General features: G+C 33.9%; 14 protein-coding genes and 1 pseudogene. 6 read left to right on the top strand and 9 right to left on the bottom strand.

Annotated features, from left to right (window positions below):
* Positions 1-199: 199 nt before the first annotated feature.
* Positions 200-2,683, bottom strand: coding sequence for a DUF5686 family protein (locus tag LNP04_RS04675; RefSeq protein WP_229985410.1), 2,484 nt, complete (start codon positions 2,681-2,683; stop codon positions 200-202).
* Between the two features lie 344 nt (positions 2,684-3,027).
* Here LNP04_RS04675 and LNP04_RS04670 point away from each other — a divergent pair, with 344 nt between their 5' ends.
* From LNP04_RS04670 to LNP04_RS04660, 3 genes are all read left to right on the top strand, one after another.
* On the top strand, positions 3,028-5,505 hold the full coding sequence (locus LNP04_RS04670; RefSeq protein ID WP_229985409.1) for a P-loop NTPase fold protein: 2,478 nt from the start codon (positions 3,028-3,030) through the stop codon (positions 5,503-5,505).
* A gap of 545 nt (positions 5,506-6,050) precedes the next feature.
* Positions 6,051-6,743, top strand: coding sequence for a hypothetical protein (locus LNP04_RS04665; RefSeq protein ID WP_229985408.1), 693 nt, complete (start codon positions 6,051-6,053; stop codon positions 6,741-6,743).
* A gap of 518 nt (positions 6,744-7,261) precedes the next feature.
* The gene (locus tag LNP04_RS04660; RefSeq protein WP_229985407.1) at positions 7,262-7,555 is read left to right on the top strand and encodes a GIY-YIG nuclease family protein; all 294 of its coding nucleotides are present in this window, start codon (positions 7,262-7,264) and stop codon (positions 7,553-7,555) included.
* Between the two features lie 36 nt (positions 7,556-7,591).
* Here the strand turns inward: LNP04_RS04660 and LNP04_RS04655 are convergent, their stop codons facing one another.
* Entirely contained in the window at positions 7,592-8,569 is a 978-nt protein-coding gene (locus LNP04_RS04655; RefSeq protein WP_229983271.1) for an IS110 family transposase, read from the bottom strand.
* Positions 8,570-8,930: 361 nt separating this feature from the next.
* Positions 8,931-10,019 (bottom strand): Gfo/Idh/MocA family protein, encoded by a 1,089-nt coding sequence (locus tag LNP04_RS04650; protein ID WP_229985406.1) that lies wholly within the window; start codon positions 10,017-10,019, stop codon positions 8,931-8,933.
* Positions 10,020-10,111: 92 nt separating this feature from the next.
* On the opposite strand from LNP04_RS04650, the gene LNP04_RS04645 reads away from it, so the two are divergent.
* Complete coding sequence (locus tag LNP04_RS04645; RefSeq protein WP_229985405.1) at positions 10,112-10,492, top strand: helix-turn-helix domain-containing protein; 381 nt, start codon at positions 10,112-10,114, stop codon at positions 10,490-10,492.
* Positions 10,493-10,677: 185 nt separating this feature from the next.
* On the opposite strand, the gene LNP04_RS04640 is transcribed toward LNP04_RS04645, so the two are convergent.
* Positions 10,678-11,655, bottom strand: coding sequence for an IS110 family transposase (locus LNP04_RS04640; RefSeq protein ID WP_229983271.1), 978 nt, complete (start codon positions 11,653-11,655; stop codon positions 10,678-10,680).
* Positions 11,656-12,263: 608 nt separating this feature from the next.
* Positions 12,264-14,867, bottom strand: coding sequence for an alanine--tRNA ligase (gene alaS, locus LNP04_RS04635; protein ID WP_229985404.1), 2,604 nt, complete (start codon positions 14,865-14,867; stop codon positions 12,264-12,266).
* A gap of 399 nt (positions 14,868-15,266) precedes the next feature.
* On the opposite strand from alaS, the pseudogene msrA reads away from it, so the two are divergent.
* Positions 15,267-15,905, top strand: a pseudogene (gene msrA / locus LNP04_RS04630) (peptide-methionine (S)-S-oxide reductase MsrA); the annotation flags it as partial.
* Positions 15,906-15,946: 41 nt separating this feature from the next.
* Here the strand turns inward: msrA and LNP04_RS04625 are convergent.
* The 4 genes from LNP04_RS04625 to LNP04_RS04610 form a co-directional block, all read right to left on the bottom strand.
* On the bottom strand, positions 15,947-16,567 hold the full coding sequence (locus tag LNP04_RS04625) for a hypothetical protein (RefSeq protein WP_229985403.1): 621 nt from the start codon (positions 16,565-16,567) through the stop codon (positions 15,947-15,949).
* A gap of 81 nt (positions 16,568-16,648) precedes the next feature.
* On the bottom strand, positions 16,649-17,494 hold the full coding sequence (locus tag LNP04_RS04620; RefSeq protein ID WP_229985402.1) for an ABC transporter permease: 846 nt from the start codon (positions 17,492-17,494) through the stop codon (positions 16,649-16,651).
* Between the two features lie 2 nt (positions 17,495-17,496).
* Positions 17,497-18,396: an ABC transporter ATP-binding protein gene (locus tag LNP04_RS04615; protein WP_229985401.1), complete on the bottom strand. Its 900-nt coding sequence runs from the start codon at positions 18,394-18,396 to the stop codon at positions 17,497-17,499.
* A gap of 44 nt (positions 18,397-18,440) precedes the next feature.
* On the bottom strand, positions 18,441-18,608 hold the full coding sequence (locus LNP04_RS04610) for a hypothetical protein (RefSeq protein ID WP_229985400.1): 168 nt from the start codon (positions 18,606-18,608) through the stop codon (positions 18,441-18,443).
* 23 nt (positions 18,609-18,631) lie between these two features.
* On the opposite strand from LNP04_RS04610, the gene LNP04_RS04605 reads away from it, so the two are divergent.
* Complete coding sequence (locus LNP04_RS04605; RefSeq protein ID WP_229985399.1) at positions 18,632-19,981, top strand: AAA family ATPase; 1,350 nt, start codon at positions 18,632-18,634, stop codon at positions 19,979-19,981.
* Positions 19,982-19,986: the final 5 nt, after the last annotated feature.

Below are 19,986 nucleotides of genomic sequence, written 5' to 3'. Positions count from 1 at the left end.
CGATCTGCATTAATAATCAGTCAAAAATGCTTGTGGACTTTGCTGAGTGGAACGCCTTTGCCTATCATTTTTTTATTTAATTTAAGGTATCGGCGAATTTCATTTGCGAACGAAAAATATACATAAAGAATTTAAAGAAAATCTTAGCGAATTTTGCATTTAAATTAAGCATCGGGATTATTACGTGATATCAACAAAATTAATTCAAAACATTAAATCTCAGTTTAATCCCAAAATTATCTTTAAACTCTGAAGTCTGATAATGTCCCAATCTGTAAGAAAATCCAACCCCGAAATTTCTTCCTAAGAATCGATTCCAGATCAAACCAACTTCCTGATAATAATGATCCAAAACCTGGAAATCAAACTGATGGTCGCCTCGGTTTTTAAAATCTCCAATCGCGGCCTGATATTCCAGTTCGATGTTTGAATATCTCGATCCAATCGTTTTAAATCTGAAAGGAAGATATTGTGAAACCTTAAAGGCTACAAATTTATCGGCAAAGAAAGTTCCTGAAGGCATCGTTGCGAAAGCTAAATTATTCGGAGTATTGATGTTTGAATACCAATGTTCCGGATTTCTGTCGTTCTGACCTGCAATTTCAAAATTCTTCCAAATCGGAGCTGTTCCTGAAGAAATTCCACCGAAAAGTTTGATGTTGGTGTAACCCAATTTAGATCTGAACTGATGAATAATCAAAGCGTCTAATCGGTTGTAATCAAGATCTCCGTTTAAAGTTTCAAAACCTTTTTCGAAATTCACATAGACTTGAGGAAACCCTTTTTCATAGGTGTATTTTCCGCTTGGCGTCATGATATTTTTATCATTTGGAGAGAATTTGAAGGATAAAGTGGCACTGGTATTATCGAATTGGTTGCCTAAATTTTTATAGTTATAATCAAAAAGAGCCTGTTGTTTTTCTTTATTCACGGCAATTTTCATGCTTAAAGAATTCGAAATATCATAAAGATAAGACGCTCCCCATTTTTGATTTTTATAGAAATTGGCATTGTGAAGGTCAAGATTAATGTCGTTTACTTTCATCATCATATCCCACATAGTATTGCTGAATCTTCCTGCTGCAAAAACATCATCCACATAATCAACTCTGAAAATCGAGGTTTTTTGGGAAGATAATTTTACATCTAAACCTAAACCGTATTTCCAGGTGTGATCTTTAAATCCGTAACCGAAATATCCGTCCGGAGAAAATGTTTTGCTGAATTTTTCATTCAGTTTTACGCCTGCCCCTAATCGTAAACCCTGGTATTTATCGTAACTGAAAAATTTAGTCAGGTCAAAATCAATGATTTTATATCGCAGATTTCCTCTCAGCATTTGGGTCAGAAAGCTCAGTTTTTTCTCAAAATCATGTTTCTGTACAAAGCTGTCAATTTTCGTATAGGTTGCGCTTTCTCTTGCGGTAAGACTGTCGGTTCTGTATTTTTCAAGCAGACTTCCGTCTGAGTTTTTCATTTCCAGAGAATAGCCTTTGAATTCTGATGCCTTTTGTTCTTTATTAAGTTCAAAATCAAAGAATCGGTTTTTTACATACAGGTAATTTCCAAATGTTTTCTGGTTGTATTTATGTCGGTCGCTGAGATGTTGACCTTTCTTCAAAGTATCGGTTTTTACGCTGTCTTTCTTTGAGATATTAAAAGTCTGGTCGCCCATTTTCAGTTTAATATCTTCATAATCCAGAAACCATTTTCCGTTAATAGGTTTCCAGACAGAGACGATGTCGCCTTCATTTCTTTTTTTATTGGCGCTTTCAAACCTTTTCAGAGCGTATGTTTCAGAATCGACATAGATTTTACCGTTAAATTTTCTTGGGTTCTGCTTTTTCTTGTTGGTGATTTCCTTGAATTTAATGACGAATGTTTTTCTGCCGTCAATCTGCAAAGTATCTGAAAGGTAGAAATTAAAAAGCTTTCTGTTTTCCGGTCTCAACTGTCGTGGAGTTCGGTCTAGATGAGAAAGATTAATCGCCACCGCTTCATAAATCGGATTTTTAAAACCCGACATTCTGTTGTCGATGATATTGGTTTTTTCGCCAAAACTTTTAGAGTATTTATATTCCGTTGCTTTTTCCCAAAGAAACATCTGGCTTTCCTGGGAAGCGTCAAGTAGATCTTCTCCGATTAGAGAATCTTTTATTTCTTTTTCTTTCTGCTTAAAATCTGTTTTCTCAACTTTTGAAAGAGAGTCTTTTCGTACGGCTAAGAATTTTTTAAACGTATCAATCGTATCTTGATCAACATCGATAGAAAATTTAGCATACGATTTAAAATTATAAGAATCTAAAGATTTTGGAGAGTTTTCTTTGGCTCTTTTGTTGAGTTCATCTAAAATTCTCAACGCTCTCGGATCACTTTTATCCTGAATCACCACTCTGTCTATATTGCTCATTTTATCGGATAGAGGCTGCATCGAAACTTCCATCGATTTTTTAACATCCACTAAATCATCTTCAAAATTGCTGGCAAGAACTTCTACCTTTTTACATTTCGTTTTAAACGATAAAACGCCTTCATAATTGGTTTTCCCGAGAAGATTGTCTTCGCAGTAAACGGTTGCATTTTCAATTGGCTTTTTAGTGGTTTTGTTTAAAACTTTCAGTTGATTTTGTCCGAAAAACAAAAGGGTAGTGAATAAAAACAGAGCGGATAAAAGTTTTGTCATTGAGTTTTTTATTAATAAGACAAAACTATTGATAAGAAGGTTACAAAACTATAAGAGAAAATATAATCTTTTGTTAAAAATAAAATTGACTGTATTTCAGTGGAGTAGAGCAGGTTTTTATATTCTTCAATTCCCGAATGAATGAGAAATGGGATTTTATTTAAGAATTTTTAAGGCTTTGTATGTATAGAGATTGTAGAGCTTTAAGTTTTTCATTTGAGTTTGAAATAAAAGTTGCTTTAGTGCACGTAATTATCTATTTTTAAAAAATAAAAGTTTGAATTACGAACTGTCAATTCAAATATCATACAATATAAAAACTGTAATTATTAATACTAAACATAATGAAAAATATTGACGAGTCTTATCTTGAATTTGAAAAGATAAAAGAAGATATTGAAGGTTTTATAATACAAGATCATAATGAATCAGATACGAGATCTAAGATAATAGACAATTATTTATTGAACGTATTAGGATGGGATGAAAAAGAAATAAAAAGAGAAGGTCATTTAGATTCTGGTTATTTTGATTACAAAATTAGTTGTCCAGCAATTTCTTTTGTTGTAGAAGCTAAAAGGGCTTTTAAAGAATTTATTTTACCATCTGGACACAAAAAAACAAAGTTTAAAAGTATTTACAAAGAGAATATTGATGTTATCACGCAAATACGTAGTTACTGTGGAGATATTGGTCTTCAATATGGTATTATAACTAATGGAAAGCAGTTTATTATAGGTAAATTTTTTAATACTGACGGAACTGACTGGAAAGATAATTTTTGTTTATTATTTCACGACATAGAAGATATCAAAAGTAGATTTGTAGAATTTTTTGAAAATACATCAAAATTTGCTATAGTAAATCACGGAGGTTTTAAATTTGATTATTTACCAATCGATATAGAAGCGAAAACAATCCTATCAACATTATTAAATCGTGATAAAGAGATAGATAGAAATAATCTTAGCGCTCAAATCTCTCCACTGATTGACCGTTTTTTTGGTGAAATATTTTCATCAGAAATTGAAGACGATATCGATTTTATTAAAGAATGTTTTGTTGAGAATAAAGAAATAAAAAAGAACAGAGATGAAATTGAAAGATTATTTGCAGATAAAGTGCCAGAAATAGCCAACGTTGTAAAAGCTGTAAACACAATTAGTATTGTTGATCAAATTAGTGAAGAGATTAATTTTGATATTATCAATATAAAAAATCCAACTCCACCAAAACCAATCATTATTATTGGAACGAAGGGTGCAGGAAAAACAACCTTTATAAATCATCTGTTCAAAACAAAAGATGAAGAATTTGAACAGAATCATTTAGTAATTTACATTGATTTTCGTGAGTTTTATGAAGCCAATCATTCTTTTGAACATTCTACAATATCTAAAGAAATCTATGAAAAGTTAATTGAAAAATATGAAGCTTTGGAACTGCATAAACTCAAAGCATTAAAAAGAATCTATCAGAAAGAAATAAAACAAAATAATGAAAGTATTTGGCTTTATGCTCAAGACAAGAACGAGATATATGACCCTTTATTAGCATCTTTTTTAACAAATAAATTATCAAATTATTCCAAACATTTAGAACATTTAAATAACTATTTAATTAGAGATAGACGAAAGCGAATAATTGTTATTATAGATAATGCTGATCAATACAAAATTGACATTCAAGAACAGATTTTCTTATATGCACATTCACTATCAAGAAATTCAAATAGTGGAGTTATTTTTTCATTAAGGGAAGGCTACTATTATAAATGGCGCAATAAGAGTCCTTTTGATGCATACGAATCAAATGTATATCATATAACAGCACCAAAGTACTCCGAAGTTCTATTAAAAAGAATTGATTTTACTTTGGAACATTTAAATAAATTGGAGGGTACTTCGTCTTCAATCACTAGAAGAGGTTTGAAAATTGAAATTTCAAACCAATCTGTTATTGAGTTTTTATCAGGCTTGAAAGACTCACTATTTTCTAAAAGTAATAGCAATCTTATTGATTTTTTAAGTTTTACAACATATCCAAATATACGTGAAGGATTAAGAGTTTTCAAACAATTTTTAACTTCAGGTCACACTGATGTCAGCAGTTATATTCTTAGAGAAGTTTACAAGGAAAACGATAGGAAAAATAAACAAGTAATTCCAATTCATGAGTTTGTAAAATCTCTAGGTCTACAGAATAAACTATATTATAACTCAGAGTATAGTATTATTAATAATATATTTATCCCTCCCAAAGATTCAAATGATCATTTTATAAATTACTTTGTTCTCAAAAGATTTTTTCAAACATATGAAACAAAAGGAATTGCAAATAAATATTTGTCTTTAGAAGATGTTTTATCATCTTTTAAAGATTTGGGATACAGAACAAGTTTTATTATTGATTCAATCGAAAAATTAATTGAATACGAATTGCTAGAATCCGAAGAATTTTTATCTGATGTTGAACTTAAAAAAATTGAGAACAATATTAATTTATGCATTTCATCAAAGGGCTATTATTATTTTAAAGAACTAATAAAAAAATTCCATTATATTGATCTTATATTGCAAGATACTCCTATTTTTTCTCAAGAACATTTTGAAAAAATCAAGAATATCTTCCCTCTATCAGAGCAAAATGGATATAGAAATTTAAGTGAAAGGGTTGAGGCTGTTAAACTATTTATTGAGTATTTAGTAGAAGAAGAAAAAAAACAGGCAAATGCGGTATTAAGAATTTTTGGTAGACCAGTAGATTATATTAATGAAGATTTGATTGCAGATATTCAAAAAATAGAAAGTAAACTACAATAAGATTTTATCTGAAAATAGCAATATACATAAAACCTCGCCCTCTGCGAGGTTTTCCCATAAAAAAGTTACAATCTCAATTCCATTGTATTCAAAAATATTTTTATATTTGTTTTAAGAACAACAAAAACAAAATGATGATATTTAAAAATAATTCCGCAGTTCATGCGCAGGTTTCCGGCACCATCGGATCCCATAACCCCAAAATTGTAACCAACAACCTACTGAACTCAAAAAAACAATAAAGCATTACGTTTGATTGCTCAAGGAGTTCGAAGACCGCTTCAACCAATTAGAAACAGCATTCAAGCATTTCACTGAGGCAATCAACCTCTTCGAAAGGTCGTTCAAGTACTTCGTTAAGGCAATCAACTGTTTCGAAGAAGCAATCAAGCAGTTCGAAGAGGCGATCAACCAGTTCGAAGAGGCAATCAAGTACAATTTGTTATCTACCAATGCTTTACAGGCTTTTTGTAAAAGTTGATGAATGAACGAAAAAGATAAACTAGATTTCAAAACTATATTTTAAACACAAAAACAAATCAATTATGAAAAAAGAACAGGTTATCCGTAGTTTCAGATTGGCAGATGCAGTACTGAAACAAAAAGCAGATGAATTAATCGATTTAATCGACAGAGACATCACCGAATTTACAGACCGTGGCTACAATGCCGCAAAAAAGACCGAACTGACGACCGCCCGAAACATCGTAGACAGTTTCCCAAGCGATGAACAGCTCGAAGCCATCAAAATCAATCTCACCGAACAAAAAGACGCTGCAAGAAAAGCCCTGGAAAAATCCATGCGCAGTATTTTTAATGCGGCAGAAAATGTTTTCGGACAGCACAGTGCCAAATACAAGGAATTTGGCAATGCCTTAATCAGTCAGCAAAGCGATGCTGAAATTGTACGTGTCGCCAAAATCATGAGCCTTACCGCAGATAAATATCTCACTGAACTTTCTGATGAAGGTCTCACTTCAGACAAAATCAACACGCTTATCACCCAACGTGATGCTCTGGATATCGCTATCGATGCGCAGGCTCAAGGGATCTCCGATCGTGATGTCGCTACAGAAAGTAGAGTAGAAGCGCTCAACAAACTCTACCAACTGCTTACAAAATACGCAGGCATCGGTCAGGATATTTTCTACGAAACCAACGAAGCCAAGTACAACGACTACATCATCCACGACACCCCAAGCGGGCTGCCGGAAGCTCCACCTGCTGATCCAGTGTAAATAATAGGCTCCGTCAGTCGCTCCGTCAGTTCGAGTGTCCCGATGAAATCGGGATGTATCGAGAACCCGTGAAACGAAGCACGAAATCTGTCTTTCATTCACAAGCTTCTCGATACGATTTTCTTCAAAAATCTACTCGAAGTGACGTCCGGTTTCCACAACATCAAATTCGCTTCGTCAGTCGCTCGTCAGTGAGTGTCCCGATGAAATCGGGGTGTATCGAGAACCCGTGAACCGAAGCACGAAATCTGTCTTCCATTCACAAACTTCTCGATACGATTTTTTTCAAAAATCTACTCGAAGTGACGTTTCGTTTACACAATACCAAATACGCTCCGTCAGTCATCTCCCGTCAGTTCGAGTGTTTCTCGCAGCGCAGCGGAGAAAAATGTATCGAGAACCCGTGAACCGAAGAATAAAATCTGTCTTCCATTCAAAAAACTTTTCGATACGATTTTTTTCAAAAATCACTTGAAGTGACGACCCCATTGAATCAAAACTTATTAATACAATTAATCATGCAAACTTCATTTGTTTACATCCTACTTTGTGCCGACAACACCTATTACACAGGTGTCACCGAAAATGTCTACAAACGTTTTGACGAACATCAGGACGGAAAACACTTCGGCTCATACACCTTCTCAAGACGACCTTTGCAGTTAGTCTATTTCTGCCAGTTTATGGACATTGAACAAGCAATTGAATTTGAGAAAAAGATCAAGAAATGGTCTCAGGCAAAGAAATTAGCATTGATTGAAGGAAGGTATGAAGACCTGCCAAATCTTGCGAAAAAGAAATTTGATAAATAATTTACCTGTATCGTCAGTCGCTCGTCAGTTCGATTTCTATGACATAAGCAAATTATTTTTATACACAGAATTATTTTTTATCAGAGCATAAACTCTGTGTATGATTTTATTTCTAATTGCATTTAAGACAGACATTTTATTCTTTCCCTCTAAAACCTTTCTTTGAAAATATGAAGCGAGATCATTTTTCAATCTTATGGAGCTCAACGCAGCTAAATGTAAAATCTTTTTTAATTCCTTATCAGCCATCGTAGAGACTCGAGGTTTGTAATAGATTGATGAACCTGAGCGATGATCAAACGGAACTACCCCTGAATAACAAGCCATCTTTCTTGCCGATTGAATCTCTGTAAATCCATTAGTTTTAACAATTAGCATAGTAGCCAATACTTTTCCAACACCTGGGACAGTCTGTATTCTTTTATATTGATCCTTCAATTCTACATTCGATTCAATAATCTCTACCATCTTTTTCTCAACTGTTTTAATCTGCTTGTCTAAAAGTAAAATCAATTGTTTATTAAGTTTTATAATTTCCTTATCTGTATGATTTTTAAGAAAGCTTAAATCTTTCATCTGTCTTAATAAACCTGCTTTTATTTTTACTCTGTGTCTACGTTCTGCATTGAGTAAACTTATCTTTTGAATCTCTGAAGATTTAGCAATCCAAGGCTCTAAATCCATGTGGTTTTTCTCCAAAAAAATACAAATTCTCTGACTGTCGAGTTTATCATTCTTACCCCTTAAAAAACCGATGCTTTTCTTTAAATGAAGTGGATTTATAACAAAAACTAAAAGGTCCATATTACTTAGAACTTCGTAAAGTTCAAAATTATACCTTCCTGTATTTTCCATTCCTACAACGGTATCTGCAGTATTGGAGAAACTTTTGAAAAACTTTTTGATAGCTTTCGAATTATTCTCAATTTGATAATGCTGTGTTTTAGAACCTCCCTTAACGAAAACATCCAGAGTTAGTTTACTAATGTCAATTCCAATAAAAACTTTTTCCATAAATTTGTTTTGATTAATTGAAAGAGAAACTTATCATCATCTCAACTCCTTAATAATGGGCTCCAATCCCGAATTTCTATCTGAGTTTTTTGATAAGAAAGTGTTTAAGTCTTAATCGAACTATGAGTTTTGCTCGGAGTGATTATTAGTTTACTTAAACACTTGTCTCTTCTTAATAAAAGTATCAATTTTCTTTTTACAAATCTAAAGGAGTGTTTTTCGTAGCGAAGCGGAGAAAAATGTATCGAGAACTAGTGAACTGAAGGACAAGATCTGTCTTTAAACAAAAACTTCTCGATACGATTTTTTTCAAAATCTACTCGAAGTGACGTTTCGTTTACACGATACCAGATACGCTCCGTCAGTCGAGCTTATTCGCAGAAAGTTCTATAGTATTCAGCAATTCAAAAAGTTGTACCGCATCATAAAAGGAAGGTGCTTTCCGAGTATTGTTTCTAATGTCATCTGCGAGCAACTTATAGATTCGGGCAACACTTCCTACCATTGGATCTTCGGGGAAATTATTCATAACATCCGCAGGTACTTTTATTAGCTGGAGTTCTTTCTCGGTTCCTTTCGCTCCAAAGATAGAGAGAGGCACCAATTGTCCGTGTCCCAAATCGCCTCTTACCTGTATATCACCCTCTGTTCCGTTAATTTCCCATAATAGATTAGTACCTCTTGAAATGCCACCACGATAATGTACAGAAATAGCTGCACCATTATCTAATGTACCGATTATCATAATTTGGTCTTCTGCTGTTTTCGGTTTTACTTCACCTGTTTCCAATACTTTCACTGTATCAAAATTGCTTGTCATTTTGGAACGGAGCTCCGAAAAACTTCCCAAGACACGGGTAACACCAGCTAATGTATGTGCCAATGGTATCGTTAGCATGGTTGCACCATTATTTTTATCCGACAAATAAGATAAATCTGCAACGGTCTCGTTTCCCCAATTTCCGCCGGAACCAATCAATGTTGTAGATAGAACTTTTCCTACAAAACCATCCTTAATGATTTGCTTCAAATACAAAATTTCGGGTGCTACCACCATCTGAGTTCCTACAACTGCCACAACATTTTTCTTTGAAGCTATCTCCGCTAAAAGTTGGGTTTCCTTTAAGCCATTTCCAAGTGGATGTTCACAATAAACGTGTTTGCCTGAATCCAAAGCAGCTTTTACCAACTCAAAATGATAAGGTACTTTCACCGTAACGATTACTAAATCTATTTCTGGAGAGTTGATCAGTGCTTCTGCATTCTGAAATGCATAAGGAATTTGGAATGCTTCGGAAGCTCTTTTTGCACTTTCGTAGGTCGTATTTGCAACACCAAGAATTTCAAAATCATCTTCTAAAAACTTTAAGGCAGGTATATGTGATTTTGATGCCCAATGGCTATCGGGATTTACACCAATAATTCCGACTCTGATACGATTTGTTTTCATTTTTACTTTTATTTGAATTGCAAATTTACAAGCAAACAATTAGCTTTGTATAATAGACATACAATTGTATGGTACATACAAAAATGTAAGTAATGGCAAAAACTAAAGAAACCTCGACAAACAATCAGAATAAAATTTTTATTGCCGATTGCAACGTAACATACGCCGTTCACTTGGTTGGAGGCAGGTGGAAACTTCCTATTTTATTACAATTGGAAAAAGAGAAAAAGCGTTTCGGAGAATTAAAAAAAATAATTTCCAATATTACCGAAAGAATGCTCACGCTCCAGTTAAGAGAATTGGAAAAGGATGGTTTGGTGACAAGAACAGTGTATGCGGAAGTTCCGCCAAGAGTTGAGTATGAATTAACGAATATTGGAAAGGAACTGATGCCTGTTTGCACAGAACTGCATCAATGGGGAGCAAAGCATAAAATGGGATTAATTGAAAGTGATAACGATAAAATAAAATAATAATTGTTCTAAGTAATTTACTTAATTAGGACATCAATAATTTATTACGAGAGTCTTTGAATCAGAGTTTGCCTATGAATCACAAACTTCTCGATACGATTTTTGTCAAAAATCTACTCGAAGTGACGATCTGTTTATGCGATACAAAGTAGCTTCGTCAGTTCGAACCCCCGTCAGTTCGATTTCTATGACATAAGCAAATTATTTTTATACACAGAATTATTTTTTATCAAAGCATAAACTCTGTGTATGATTTTATTTCTAATTGCATTTAAGACAGACATTTTATTCTTTCCCTCTAAAACCTTTCTTTGAAAATATGAAGCGAGATCATTTTTCAATCTTATGGAGCTCAACGCAGCTAAATGTAAAATCTTTTTTAATTCCTTATCAGCCATCGTAGAGACTCGAGGTTTGTAATAGATTGATGAACCTGAGCGATGATCAAACGGAACTACCCCTGAATAACAAGCCATCTTTCTTGCCGATTGAATCTCTGTAAATCCATTAGTTTTAACAATTAGCATAGTAGCCAATACTTTTCCAACACCTGGGACAGTCTGTATTCTTTTATATTGATCCTTCAATTCTACATTCGATTCAATAATCTCTACCATCTTTTTCTCAACTGTTTTAATCTGCTTGTCTAAAAGTAAAATCAATTGTTTATTAAGTTTTATAATTTCCTTATCTGTATGATTTTTAAGAAAGCTTAAATCTTTCATCTGTCTTAATAAACCTGCTTTTATTTTTACTCTGTGTCTACGTTCTGCATTGAGTAAACTTATCTTTTGAATCTCTGAAGATTTAGCAATCCAAGGCTCTAAATCCATGTGGTTTTTCTCCAAAAAAATACAAATTCTCTGACTGTCGAGTTTATCATTCTTACCCCTTAAAAAACCGATGCTTTTCTTTAAATGAAGTGGATTTATAACAAAAACTAAAAGGTCCATATTACTTAGAACTTCGTAAAGTTCAAAATTATACCTTCCTGTATTTTCCATTCCTACAACGGTATCTGCAGTATTGGAGAAACTTTTGAAAAACTTTTTGATAGCTTTCGAATTATTCTCAATTTGATAATGCTGTGTTTTAGAACCTCCCTTAACGAAAACATCCAGAGTTAGTTTACTAATGTCAATTCCAATAAAAACTTTTTCCATAAATTTGTTTTGATTAATTGAAAGAGAAACTTATCATCATCTCAACTCCTTAATAATGGGCTCCAATCCCGAATTTCTATCTGAGTTTTTTGATAAGAAAGTGTTTAAGTCTTAATCGAACTATGAGTTTTGCTCGGAGTGATTATTAGTTTACTTAAACACTTGTCTCTTCTTAATAAAAGTATCAATTTTCTTTTTACAAATCTAAAGGAGTGTCCCGATGAAATCGGGATGTATCAAGAACCCGTGAACCGAAGCACAAAATCAGTCTTTAAAACAAAAATTTCTCGAGTAGGTTTTTGAAAAAAACCTACTCGAAGTGACGTTTCCTTTGTACGGTACAAGATACGCTACGTCAGTCGAGTGCTTCGTCAGTTCGAGTGTTTTTCGCAGCGTAGCGGAGAAAAATGTATCGAGAACCAGTGAACCGAAGGACATGATCTGTCTTTAAATCACAAACTTCTCGATAACTCGAAGTGACGGAAAGATTAAGTGTCTTTAAATACAAACAATCCCTTTCAAAACTGAAAGGGATTGTTGTTTACAATAAATTCGGATCATTAAATCCTTATAGAAACCGCAAAGTGGAATATTTATTAGAAATTAAATTAAAGATTCAAAGCCTTCTGATAAGCATTTTCTAAACCATCAAGATTTTTACCTCCTGCTGTTGCGAAGCCAGGATTTCCGCCGCCACCGCCTTGGATTTCTTTTGCTAAATCTTTCACAATTGTTCCAGCCTGATAACTTGTTGCCAGATCATCGGAAATTCCAACGGTAATCATTGGTTTTCCGTCGTAATCTGATAAAACAATCGTCACAGAAGTAGGGATTTCTTTCTTCAGTTGGAATACAATATCTTTTACCGAACCTGCATCCAACGATGTTTTCTTTACCAAAAGCTGTTTGTCGCCTTTGTGTTCGTAAGCCGTTTTCCAGTCGCCGATTTCGCCTTTTGCTTTTTCTTTTTTCAGAGATTCAACTTCAGATTTTAAGGCTGAATTTTCTTCGATTAATTTCTCAATTGATTTTACAATGTCTTTAGATTTCAACAATTGAGAAAGTTCAACAACCTGTTTTTCTAAACTCTTGAAATACTCTTCAGATTTGTCTCCGGAAATCGCTTCAATTCTTCTGATTCCTGCAGCAGCAGAACTTTCAGAATTGATTTTAAAATGACCGATTTCGCTGGTATGTTGTACGTGAGTTCCACCGCACAATTCTTTTGAACTTCCGAATTGGATCATTCTCACGCTGTCACCATATTTTTCACCAAATAATGCCATCGCACCTTTGTCAATCGCCTCCTGAATCGGAATATTTCTAAACTCCTGAAGAGCGATATTTTCTTTAATTTTTGCATTGACTTTTTCTTCAATCAAAGCCAATTCTTCTTCAGTCATTTTACTGAAATGCGAGAAGTCAAAACGCAGATAATCTGGACCAACAAATGAACCTTTCTGTTCAACGTGAGTTCCCAGAACTTCTCTCAAAGCTTCGTGCAACAAGTGGGTTACTGAGTGGTTTGCCTGGGAGTTTTTTCTTTCGCTTGCATTTACTTTAGCATAGAAAACAGCTCCAGCATCTTTCGGAAGTCCGTTGATTAAAGAAATGATCAGTCCATTTTCTTTTTTGGTTTCTAAAACTTCAAAGCTTTCAACTGCATTTTCCAAAACGCCTTTATCACCGATTTGTCCACCACCTTCAGGATAGAAAGGGGAGTTGCTCAGCACGATCTGATAAAATTCGCCATCTTTATTTTCTACTTTTCTGTATCTTGTAATGTAAGTTTCCGTTTCGATTTGATCGTAACCTACGAAAGTTTCTGGTTTTTCTTCCAAAACAACCCAGTCGTAAACCTTTGAAGCTGAGTCTTTTTTAGAACGTTCTTGTTGTTCTTTTCTTTTAGCTTTAAATCCAGGTATGTCAATTGTCAAACCTTTTTCTTCTGCAATAATTCTCGTTAGATCATCAGGGAAACCGTACGTGTCGTATAATTCAAAAACTTCCTGCGTTGGCAATACTTTTTTACCATCAGAAATAGTCTGCTGAATTAATTTTTCAACTCTTATCAAACCAGTTTCAATCGTTTTTAAGAAAGATTCTTCTTCACTCTTAATCACCTCAGTGACCAATTTTCCTTGCTTATCCAGTTCCGGGAAGAATTCTCCCATTTGGTTTTGAAGTACAGCCACCAATTCAAAGAGGAAAGGTTCTTTTCTGTCTAAAAATCTATAAGCGTAAGAAATTCCTCTTCTTAAAATTCTTCTGATCACATAACCAGCTCCTCCGTTTGAAGGCAACTGTCCGTCTGCAATCGCAAACGAAACAGCTCTGATGTGATCTACCACAACACGGATCGCAATATCTTTTTCGTCCGTTAAAATTCCTGTATATTTTTTTCCTGAAAGTTCTTCCACTTTAGCAATCAAAGGTGTGAAAACATCAGTATCATAATTGGATTCTTTTTGCTGTAAAGCCATACATAGACGCTCAAATCCCATTCCTGTATCAATGTGTCTTGCAGGAAGATTTTCAAGAGAGCCGTCAGCTTTTCTGTTGAACTGCATGAATACTAGATTCCAGATTTCCACAACTTGCGGATGATCATTGTTAACCAATTCCAATCCGGAAATTTTAGCTTTCTCCTCTGCACTTCTCAAATCAACGTGAATCTCCGAACAAGGTCCGCAAGGTCCGCTTGCACCCATTTCCCAGAAATTATCTTTCTTATTTCCGTTGATGATTCGGTCTTCAGAAATGAACTGTTTCCACAAATCATACGCTTCAGTATCTCTATCTAAATTTTCTTTTTCATCACCTTCAAAAATAGTGACGTACAAATTTTCTTTAGGAATTCCGTAAACTTCCGTCAACAATTCCCAAGCCCACGAGATGGCTTCTTTTTTGAAATAATCGCCAAAAGACCAGTTCCCCAACATCTCAAACATCGTATGATGATAGGTATCACGACCCACATCATCCAAATCATTATGCTTCCCGGAAACTCTTAAACATTTTTGAGTATCGGCAATTCTTGAGGCTTTAGGCTCTTTGTATCCTAAAAAATAATCTTTGAACTGCGTCATTCCAGAATTGGAAAACATCAGCGTAGGATCATCTTTCAACACGATAGGCGCTGAAGGGACGATGAGGTGGTTTTTACTTTTAAAATAGTCTAAAAACTGTTGTCTTATTTCCTGTGAAGTCATTTTTTATAGCTTTTGATATCAAAAAAATTGATAAGGATGCAAATTTAATATTTTTAAGTGATTGTAAGATACTGTTGTTCGGAATTTATAGATTTTCTGAATTGTTTTTTTACTAAGATTAAGATGATGATTTCAAAGACGTTTTTGTCATTCCGGAAGAATCTTACCGAGAGTCAAACGTTTAGATTCCTCCGGAATGACAAACTCTGGAAAAATATGATCAAAAATTTTCATTTAAACTCTAAATTAAAACCGCTCAGATTCGTTTTTTCGTATATATTATAAAAGAAATTGATCGTTGAAAATTAAACTTGAATACAATTTAATTTTAGCGTGAAATTTGCATCTAACAAAAGTGCTTTAACAAATTATGTCAAAAAAATGATTAACAAACAAAAAATGAAAAACATATTCATATTACTCGGGATGTTTCTCGGAATTGCCGTTTTTGCAGCCAGCTGCGGAGATTCTAAAAAAGTAAAACCAACAGAAACTAAAGAAGAAAATCAAAAAATTATGGAAGCAGGAAATGTAAAAGAAATTTATTTTGCAGGCGGATGTTTTTGGGGAACCGAACATTTATTTCAGCAAGTGAGAGGTGTAGTGGGAACTGAAGTGGGATATGCCAATGGAAAAACTAAAAACCCAACTTACGAAGAAGTGGTGAGTCATACGACAGGTTTCACGGAAGCGGTGAAAGTGAAATACGATGCTGATGAGGTAGATTTGAAACTGCTGATTGAACTTTATTTTAAATCTATTGATCCGACAACTCTGAACAGACAGGGAAATGATGTGGGAGATAATTACCGTAGCGGAATTTACTTTACTGATAAAAACACCGAAGCAATCGTAAAAGCTGAAGTTGAAAAATTAGCTAAAAATTATTCTAAGCCGGTCGTTGTAGAAGTTGAAACTTTAAAGAATTTCTACCGAGCAGAAGATTATCATCAGGATTATCTGAATGCAAACCCCGGTGGATATTGTCACATTGAACCAGGACTTTTTGAAGAAGCCAGAAAAGCAAATCCGCCAAAAGCGAAAAAATAAAATTGAAAAGTTGTCGAAAGGCAACTTTTTTAGTTTAAAAACCTTTCTTTGATGCTGAACATGGAGATGTTTAGGAAGATTAGGAAGCTGAAGATTAGGTAGAAGGCTTCTTTTGGAAGTTGGCTAAGTTGAAATTTGAATTTTGTATAACCTTTATAATAATCATTTTCTTCCACATACGTATTTATAACTCCACCACAAATTGAAACGTAATCCATCTCTTTTATATCAGGGTCTTGATAATTAACGGTTGCGAAAAGATGCCCTGTTTTGTTTAAATCTAAACCGTAAGTTTCCTGCTGAGCAATAGCCATATCATTAAGTAAAGAAGCAAAATCACCGTAAGTATTGTTGTTATCTAAAATAAATTCGATACCTGTTTCTTTCTCGTTTCTTTTTTGAAGTTCCTTAAGTTTTGAAACATAAAATGCAGAATTGTTTTTTGCGGAATTTGGCTGAACGATTATTTTTTGATAATTCCAGTTTCTAAGAGGTTCAAAAGAATAATTGTATTTAGCAGGAAGTCCCATATCCATAACATTTGGAATTGGTTCACTTAGTTTTCGATTCCCAAAATGCCAAAACAAAACAGGAATTAATAATGCACTTATTAAGCCCGGAACATAGTATATTTTCTTTCCTGAAATCATTGGTTTAAATTTAAATAAAAAAAGTGACTCAATAATGAATCACTTTCGTATTTGAATAATTTATATATGATAACTAAAAAATTACCAATCTCTTTTCTTTAAAATCCAGTAAGAACCAACGATGAAAATGGCACACCAAACCAGACAAGCAATTAAACTTTCTGTAGGGTAGGTGAATTCATATTTCAAACCCATAGCTTTTGCTAAATTCAATCTGAGCATAGGGTTCGGAATTAAACTTGACATGCTTTCTAAAGGTAAAAGCTTGCTGAAGAAAAATTCGTTTTGAAGAACTTCATTTCTTTGTGTTCCCTGCATTCCGCTTACTTTGGAGAACGTTTCAATACCACCAAGAATTGATTCGCCAATCCAGATCACAAAAAATGCTAAAAATACAAAGATCGATTTTCTTAATAAAATGGAGAGAAACATCAGGAAACAGAAGAATGAAAACAATTTAACGAAATAATTTCCAACAAAAAATATTTCTTTGTAAACCATTTCAGAATCCGTTACTGTAGAATAACTGTTACCTAAAAACAAGGTAATTGCAAACACGATAATTGTAGAAATAAGTGTAAAGATGGTAATCGTCAACAATTTTGAACCAATAAATTCTTCTCTGCTCAGCCCGTCAATGGTATTTTGCTTAAACATTCTGTTGCTGAATTCCTGTGAGATGGAAAAAACAATAATTAGACCTAAGAAAATCTTCAGCAAACCAACAATATAAGTAGTGAAATTCCAGATTTCAGGGAAGTTGTAGATGCCTTGCTCTTTTAAATTAATGGTTTCGCCAAACAGTTCAAAATCGAATAAACCGATACATAGCAGCGCAATTAAAATGGCAAAATAAAAGATCGTGAAAACCTTAAATGGTCTGTAATTCAAGTTTTTATAATATTCTAGTTTTAATAGTTTCATCATGATTATTTGTTTTTTACAAGTTCAAGGAATTGAGTTTCAAGCGATTGTTTTTTCTTAGCTAAATGGGATAAGAAAATACCTTTCTCAGCCAATTTTTGGTTTAATCCTGATGCGGAAATCGAAGCATCATCACGAATCTGAGCTTTAATTATTTCACCATCAATTTTCACTAAAGTAAACCACTGAAGTTCTTCCAAAGCACTTAAAAGTGAAGTATTGTTGTCAGCTTTTAATTCAAAAAATCCGGTGTTGGTGGTCATTCCGTCTACGCTTCCTGAGTAGATGGCGTTTCCTTCTTTCAAAACAATCACATGGCTGCATATTTTTTCGATCTCATCCAAAAGGTGACTTGCGATGATAATCGTGATGCCCTGTTTTGCAATCGACCCGATAATTTCTCTGATTTGGATGATTCCTTCAGGGTCTAAACCGTTTGTAGGCTCATCTAAGATCAAAACTTCAGGATTATTCAGCAAAGACGATGCGATTGCCAAACGCTGTTTCATTCCTAAAGAAAAGGTTTTGAAAGTATCTTTTTTTCTTTCTAAAAGTCCGACAGTATTCAGAACTTCGTCAATTCTTGTGTGCGGGGTTCCTTTGATTTCAGCAACAATTTTAAGATTAGTTTCAGCACTTAAATATGGATAAAAGTTAGGTTGCTCGATAATGGCGCCTATTTTTTTCAGCGTTTCAGAATCTGTCCCTTTTTTGCCAAACCAAAACCAGTCACCACTTGTGGGATTGATTGTGGAGAGAAGCATTCCGAAAGTAGTAGATTTTCCGCTTCCGTTCGGGCCGAGAAGTCCGTACACGTTGCCTCTTTCCACATCAAAGGAAATATTGTTGACAACAACTCTCTTGAATTTTTTAGTCAGATTTTTGACCGATAAAACTTTTTCCATGTTATTTATTGTATATGCAATAGGTTTCTCTTTTTCGTGAAATGTTACAGCGATATTTGAATAATGTTAAAAAAAAGTAAAAAGAACCAGGTATGAAGAACCAAGTAGAAAGTAAAAAGTATTTTTGATAAACTTCCAACTTCCAACTTCCAACTTCCAACTTCCAGCTTCCAGCTTCCAAAAACTGTCATCCATCTTCTGAAAAATTTCATTAATTTTGATTCAAAGATGATTTATGAAGTTAATAGAACTTGCAAAAGAATTGAATGTGTCACCGGAAAGCATCAAACAGTTTATTCAGGATTTTGATCTGGATCTGATTGATTGTATATCGACTCAATTTGAAGTGAAAGAAGATTTTGAAAAATTTGCCCGCGAAAACATAGATTTTTTAAAGCAATATGAGAATGATTTAGACGAAAACAAAACAGTCGATCAAATAGCAGAAACCATCAATCAGCCGAAAGAAAAGATTGAAAAAGCGATGCGTGAAGGTCAAACCAATATTTATGACAACGGATTTTTTCGCTCGTCGGTTTCAAGTTATGGAATTGATAATAAATTAGGCGGCAATTATCAATTTGTCTACAATTATTTTGGCAATAAAACCAAGCTTCAGCAAAGAGATTTTATCGGTTACAGAGATTTATTCTTTTATATTTCAGGGGTTTTGGAGCCGTTTTTAAATCCGCAACAAATCAAAGATTGGGGTATCAACAAACCTGTAGGGATTATTTTGTACGGCCCTCCGGGAAGTGGTAAGATTTTTTGGGCAACTAAAATTGCTGAAATCATCAATTATAAATTTAAAGAAGTCAAGAAACATTACTTAGGAACCTCATTTGTTGACGGAATTCAAACCAATTTCAACGATTTTCTTTTAAAAATGATGAAAGAAGATAAGGTTTTGCTATTTCTTGAAGATTTTGATGAAATCATGATGGCGAGAAGTGCTGAAAATAATGTCGCTTCCTGCAATCTTGAATCTCAGGAAGTGATTCTTCATTACATTTCAAAATTTGAAAGCGAGGATGTTCTTATGGTGGGTTCAGCCAATTCGGTTGCGGATATTGATAAAGAAATTCTGGCACCTGGGAGATTTGATGTTGTAATTCCTGTTTTTCCTCCTAATGCTGCGGAAAGATCAGAGATTATTCTATATTCAATGACTAAAAATTTGGATAAAGATTCTCTGCTTTTTAAAATACTTAAAAATAACAAAGCTGATAAAATTCCTTTTTGGAGCAATATTGCATCTAAAATGAAAGTCTTCAGCAACACCATGTTAATTGATTTTACCCAAAGCTTAAAGAAACGGATTAAAAACCGTTACCAGAAAACAAAAAACGAAAAGTTAATCATTGATGAGACTCTTTTAAATGGTGCTTTGCGTGATGCGGGTGCAAAATTAACCGAAGAATATCTCAACCAAATTGCTCAGTTTTTAAATGATGTTATCATCAATAATTTAGATGATTTCCAGATGCGAATTCATTCTCTAAAATCTGAGTTGGAATCTTACAAAGAGGTGGAAATACCGAGAAGAGAAATAGGTTTTCAGCACAATGATGAAAGTGAGGCTTAAGTATG

The sequence above is a fragment of the Chryseobacterium sp. C-71 genome, assembly GCF_020911865.1.
In the GTDB taxonomy this organism is placed as follows: domain Bacteria; phylum Bacteroidota; class Bacteroidia; order Flavobacteriales; family Weeksellaceae; genus Chryseobacterium.
Note: the sequence above shows the minus strand (reverse complement) of the source record. Positions and strands in the feature narration are given on the sequence as shown.

Bases quoted from the DNA above. Each gene is read 5' to 3' on its own strand.
- LNP04_RS04615 (WP_229985401.1), bottom strand. From the start codon at position 18,396: ATGGAAAAAGTTTTATCGGTCAAAAATCTGACTAAAAAATTCAAGAGA.
- LNP04_RS04670 (WP_229985409.1), top strand. From the start codon at position 3,028: ATGAAAAATATTGACGAGTCTTATCTTGAATTTGAAAAGATAAAAGAA.
- alaS (WP_229985404.1), bottom strand. From the start codon at position 14,867: ATGACTTCACAGGAAATAAGACAACAGTTTTTAGACTATTTTAAAAGT.
- LNP04_RS04625 (WP_229985403.1), bottom strand. From the start codon at position 16,567: ATGATTTCAGGAAAGAAAATATACTATGTTCCGGGCTTAATAAGTGCA.
- LNP04_RS04675 (WP_229985410.1), bottom strand. From the start codon at position 2,683: ATGACAAAACTTTTATCCGCTCTGTTTTTATTCACTACCCTTTTGTTT.
- LNP04_RS04605 (WP_229985399.1), top strand. From the start codon at position 18,632: ATGAAGTTAATAGAACTTGCAAAAGAATTGAATGTGTCACCGGAAAGC.
- LNP04_RS04620 (WP_229985402.1), bottom strand. From the start codon at position 17,494: ATGATGAAACTATTAAAACTAGAATATTATAAAAACTTGAATTACAGA.
- LNP04_RS04665 (WP_229985408.1), top strand. From the start codon at position 6,051: ATGAAAAAAGAACAGGTTATCCGTAGTTTCAGATTGGCAGATGCAGTA.
- LNP04_RS04645 (WP_229985405.1), top strand. From the start codon at position 10,112: ATGGCAAAAACTAAAGAAACCTCGACAAACAATCAGAATAAAATTTTT.
- LNP04_RS04640 (WP_229983271.1), bottom strand. From the start codon at position 11,655: ATGGAAAAAGTTTTTATTGGAATTGACATTAGTAAACTAACTCTGGAT.
- LNP04_RS04660 (WP_229985407.1), top strand. From the start codon at position 7,262: ATGCAAACTTCATTTGTTTACATCCTACTTTGTGCCGACAACACCTAT.
- LNP04_RS04655 (WP_229983271.1), bottom strand. From the start codon at position 8,569: ATGGAAAAAGTTTTTATTGGAATTGACATTAGTAAACTAACTCTGGAT.
- LNP04_RS04610 (WP_229985400.1), bottom strand. From the start codon at position 18,608: ATGAAATTTTTCAGAAGATGGATGACAGTTTTTGGAAGCTGGAAGCTG.
- LNP04_RS04650 (WP_229985406.1), bottom strand. From the start codon at position 10,019: ATGAAAACAAATCGTATCAGAGTCGGAATTATTGGTGTAAATCCCGAT.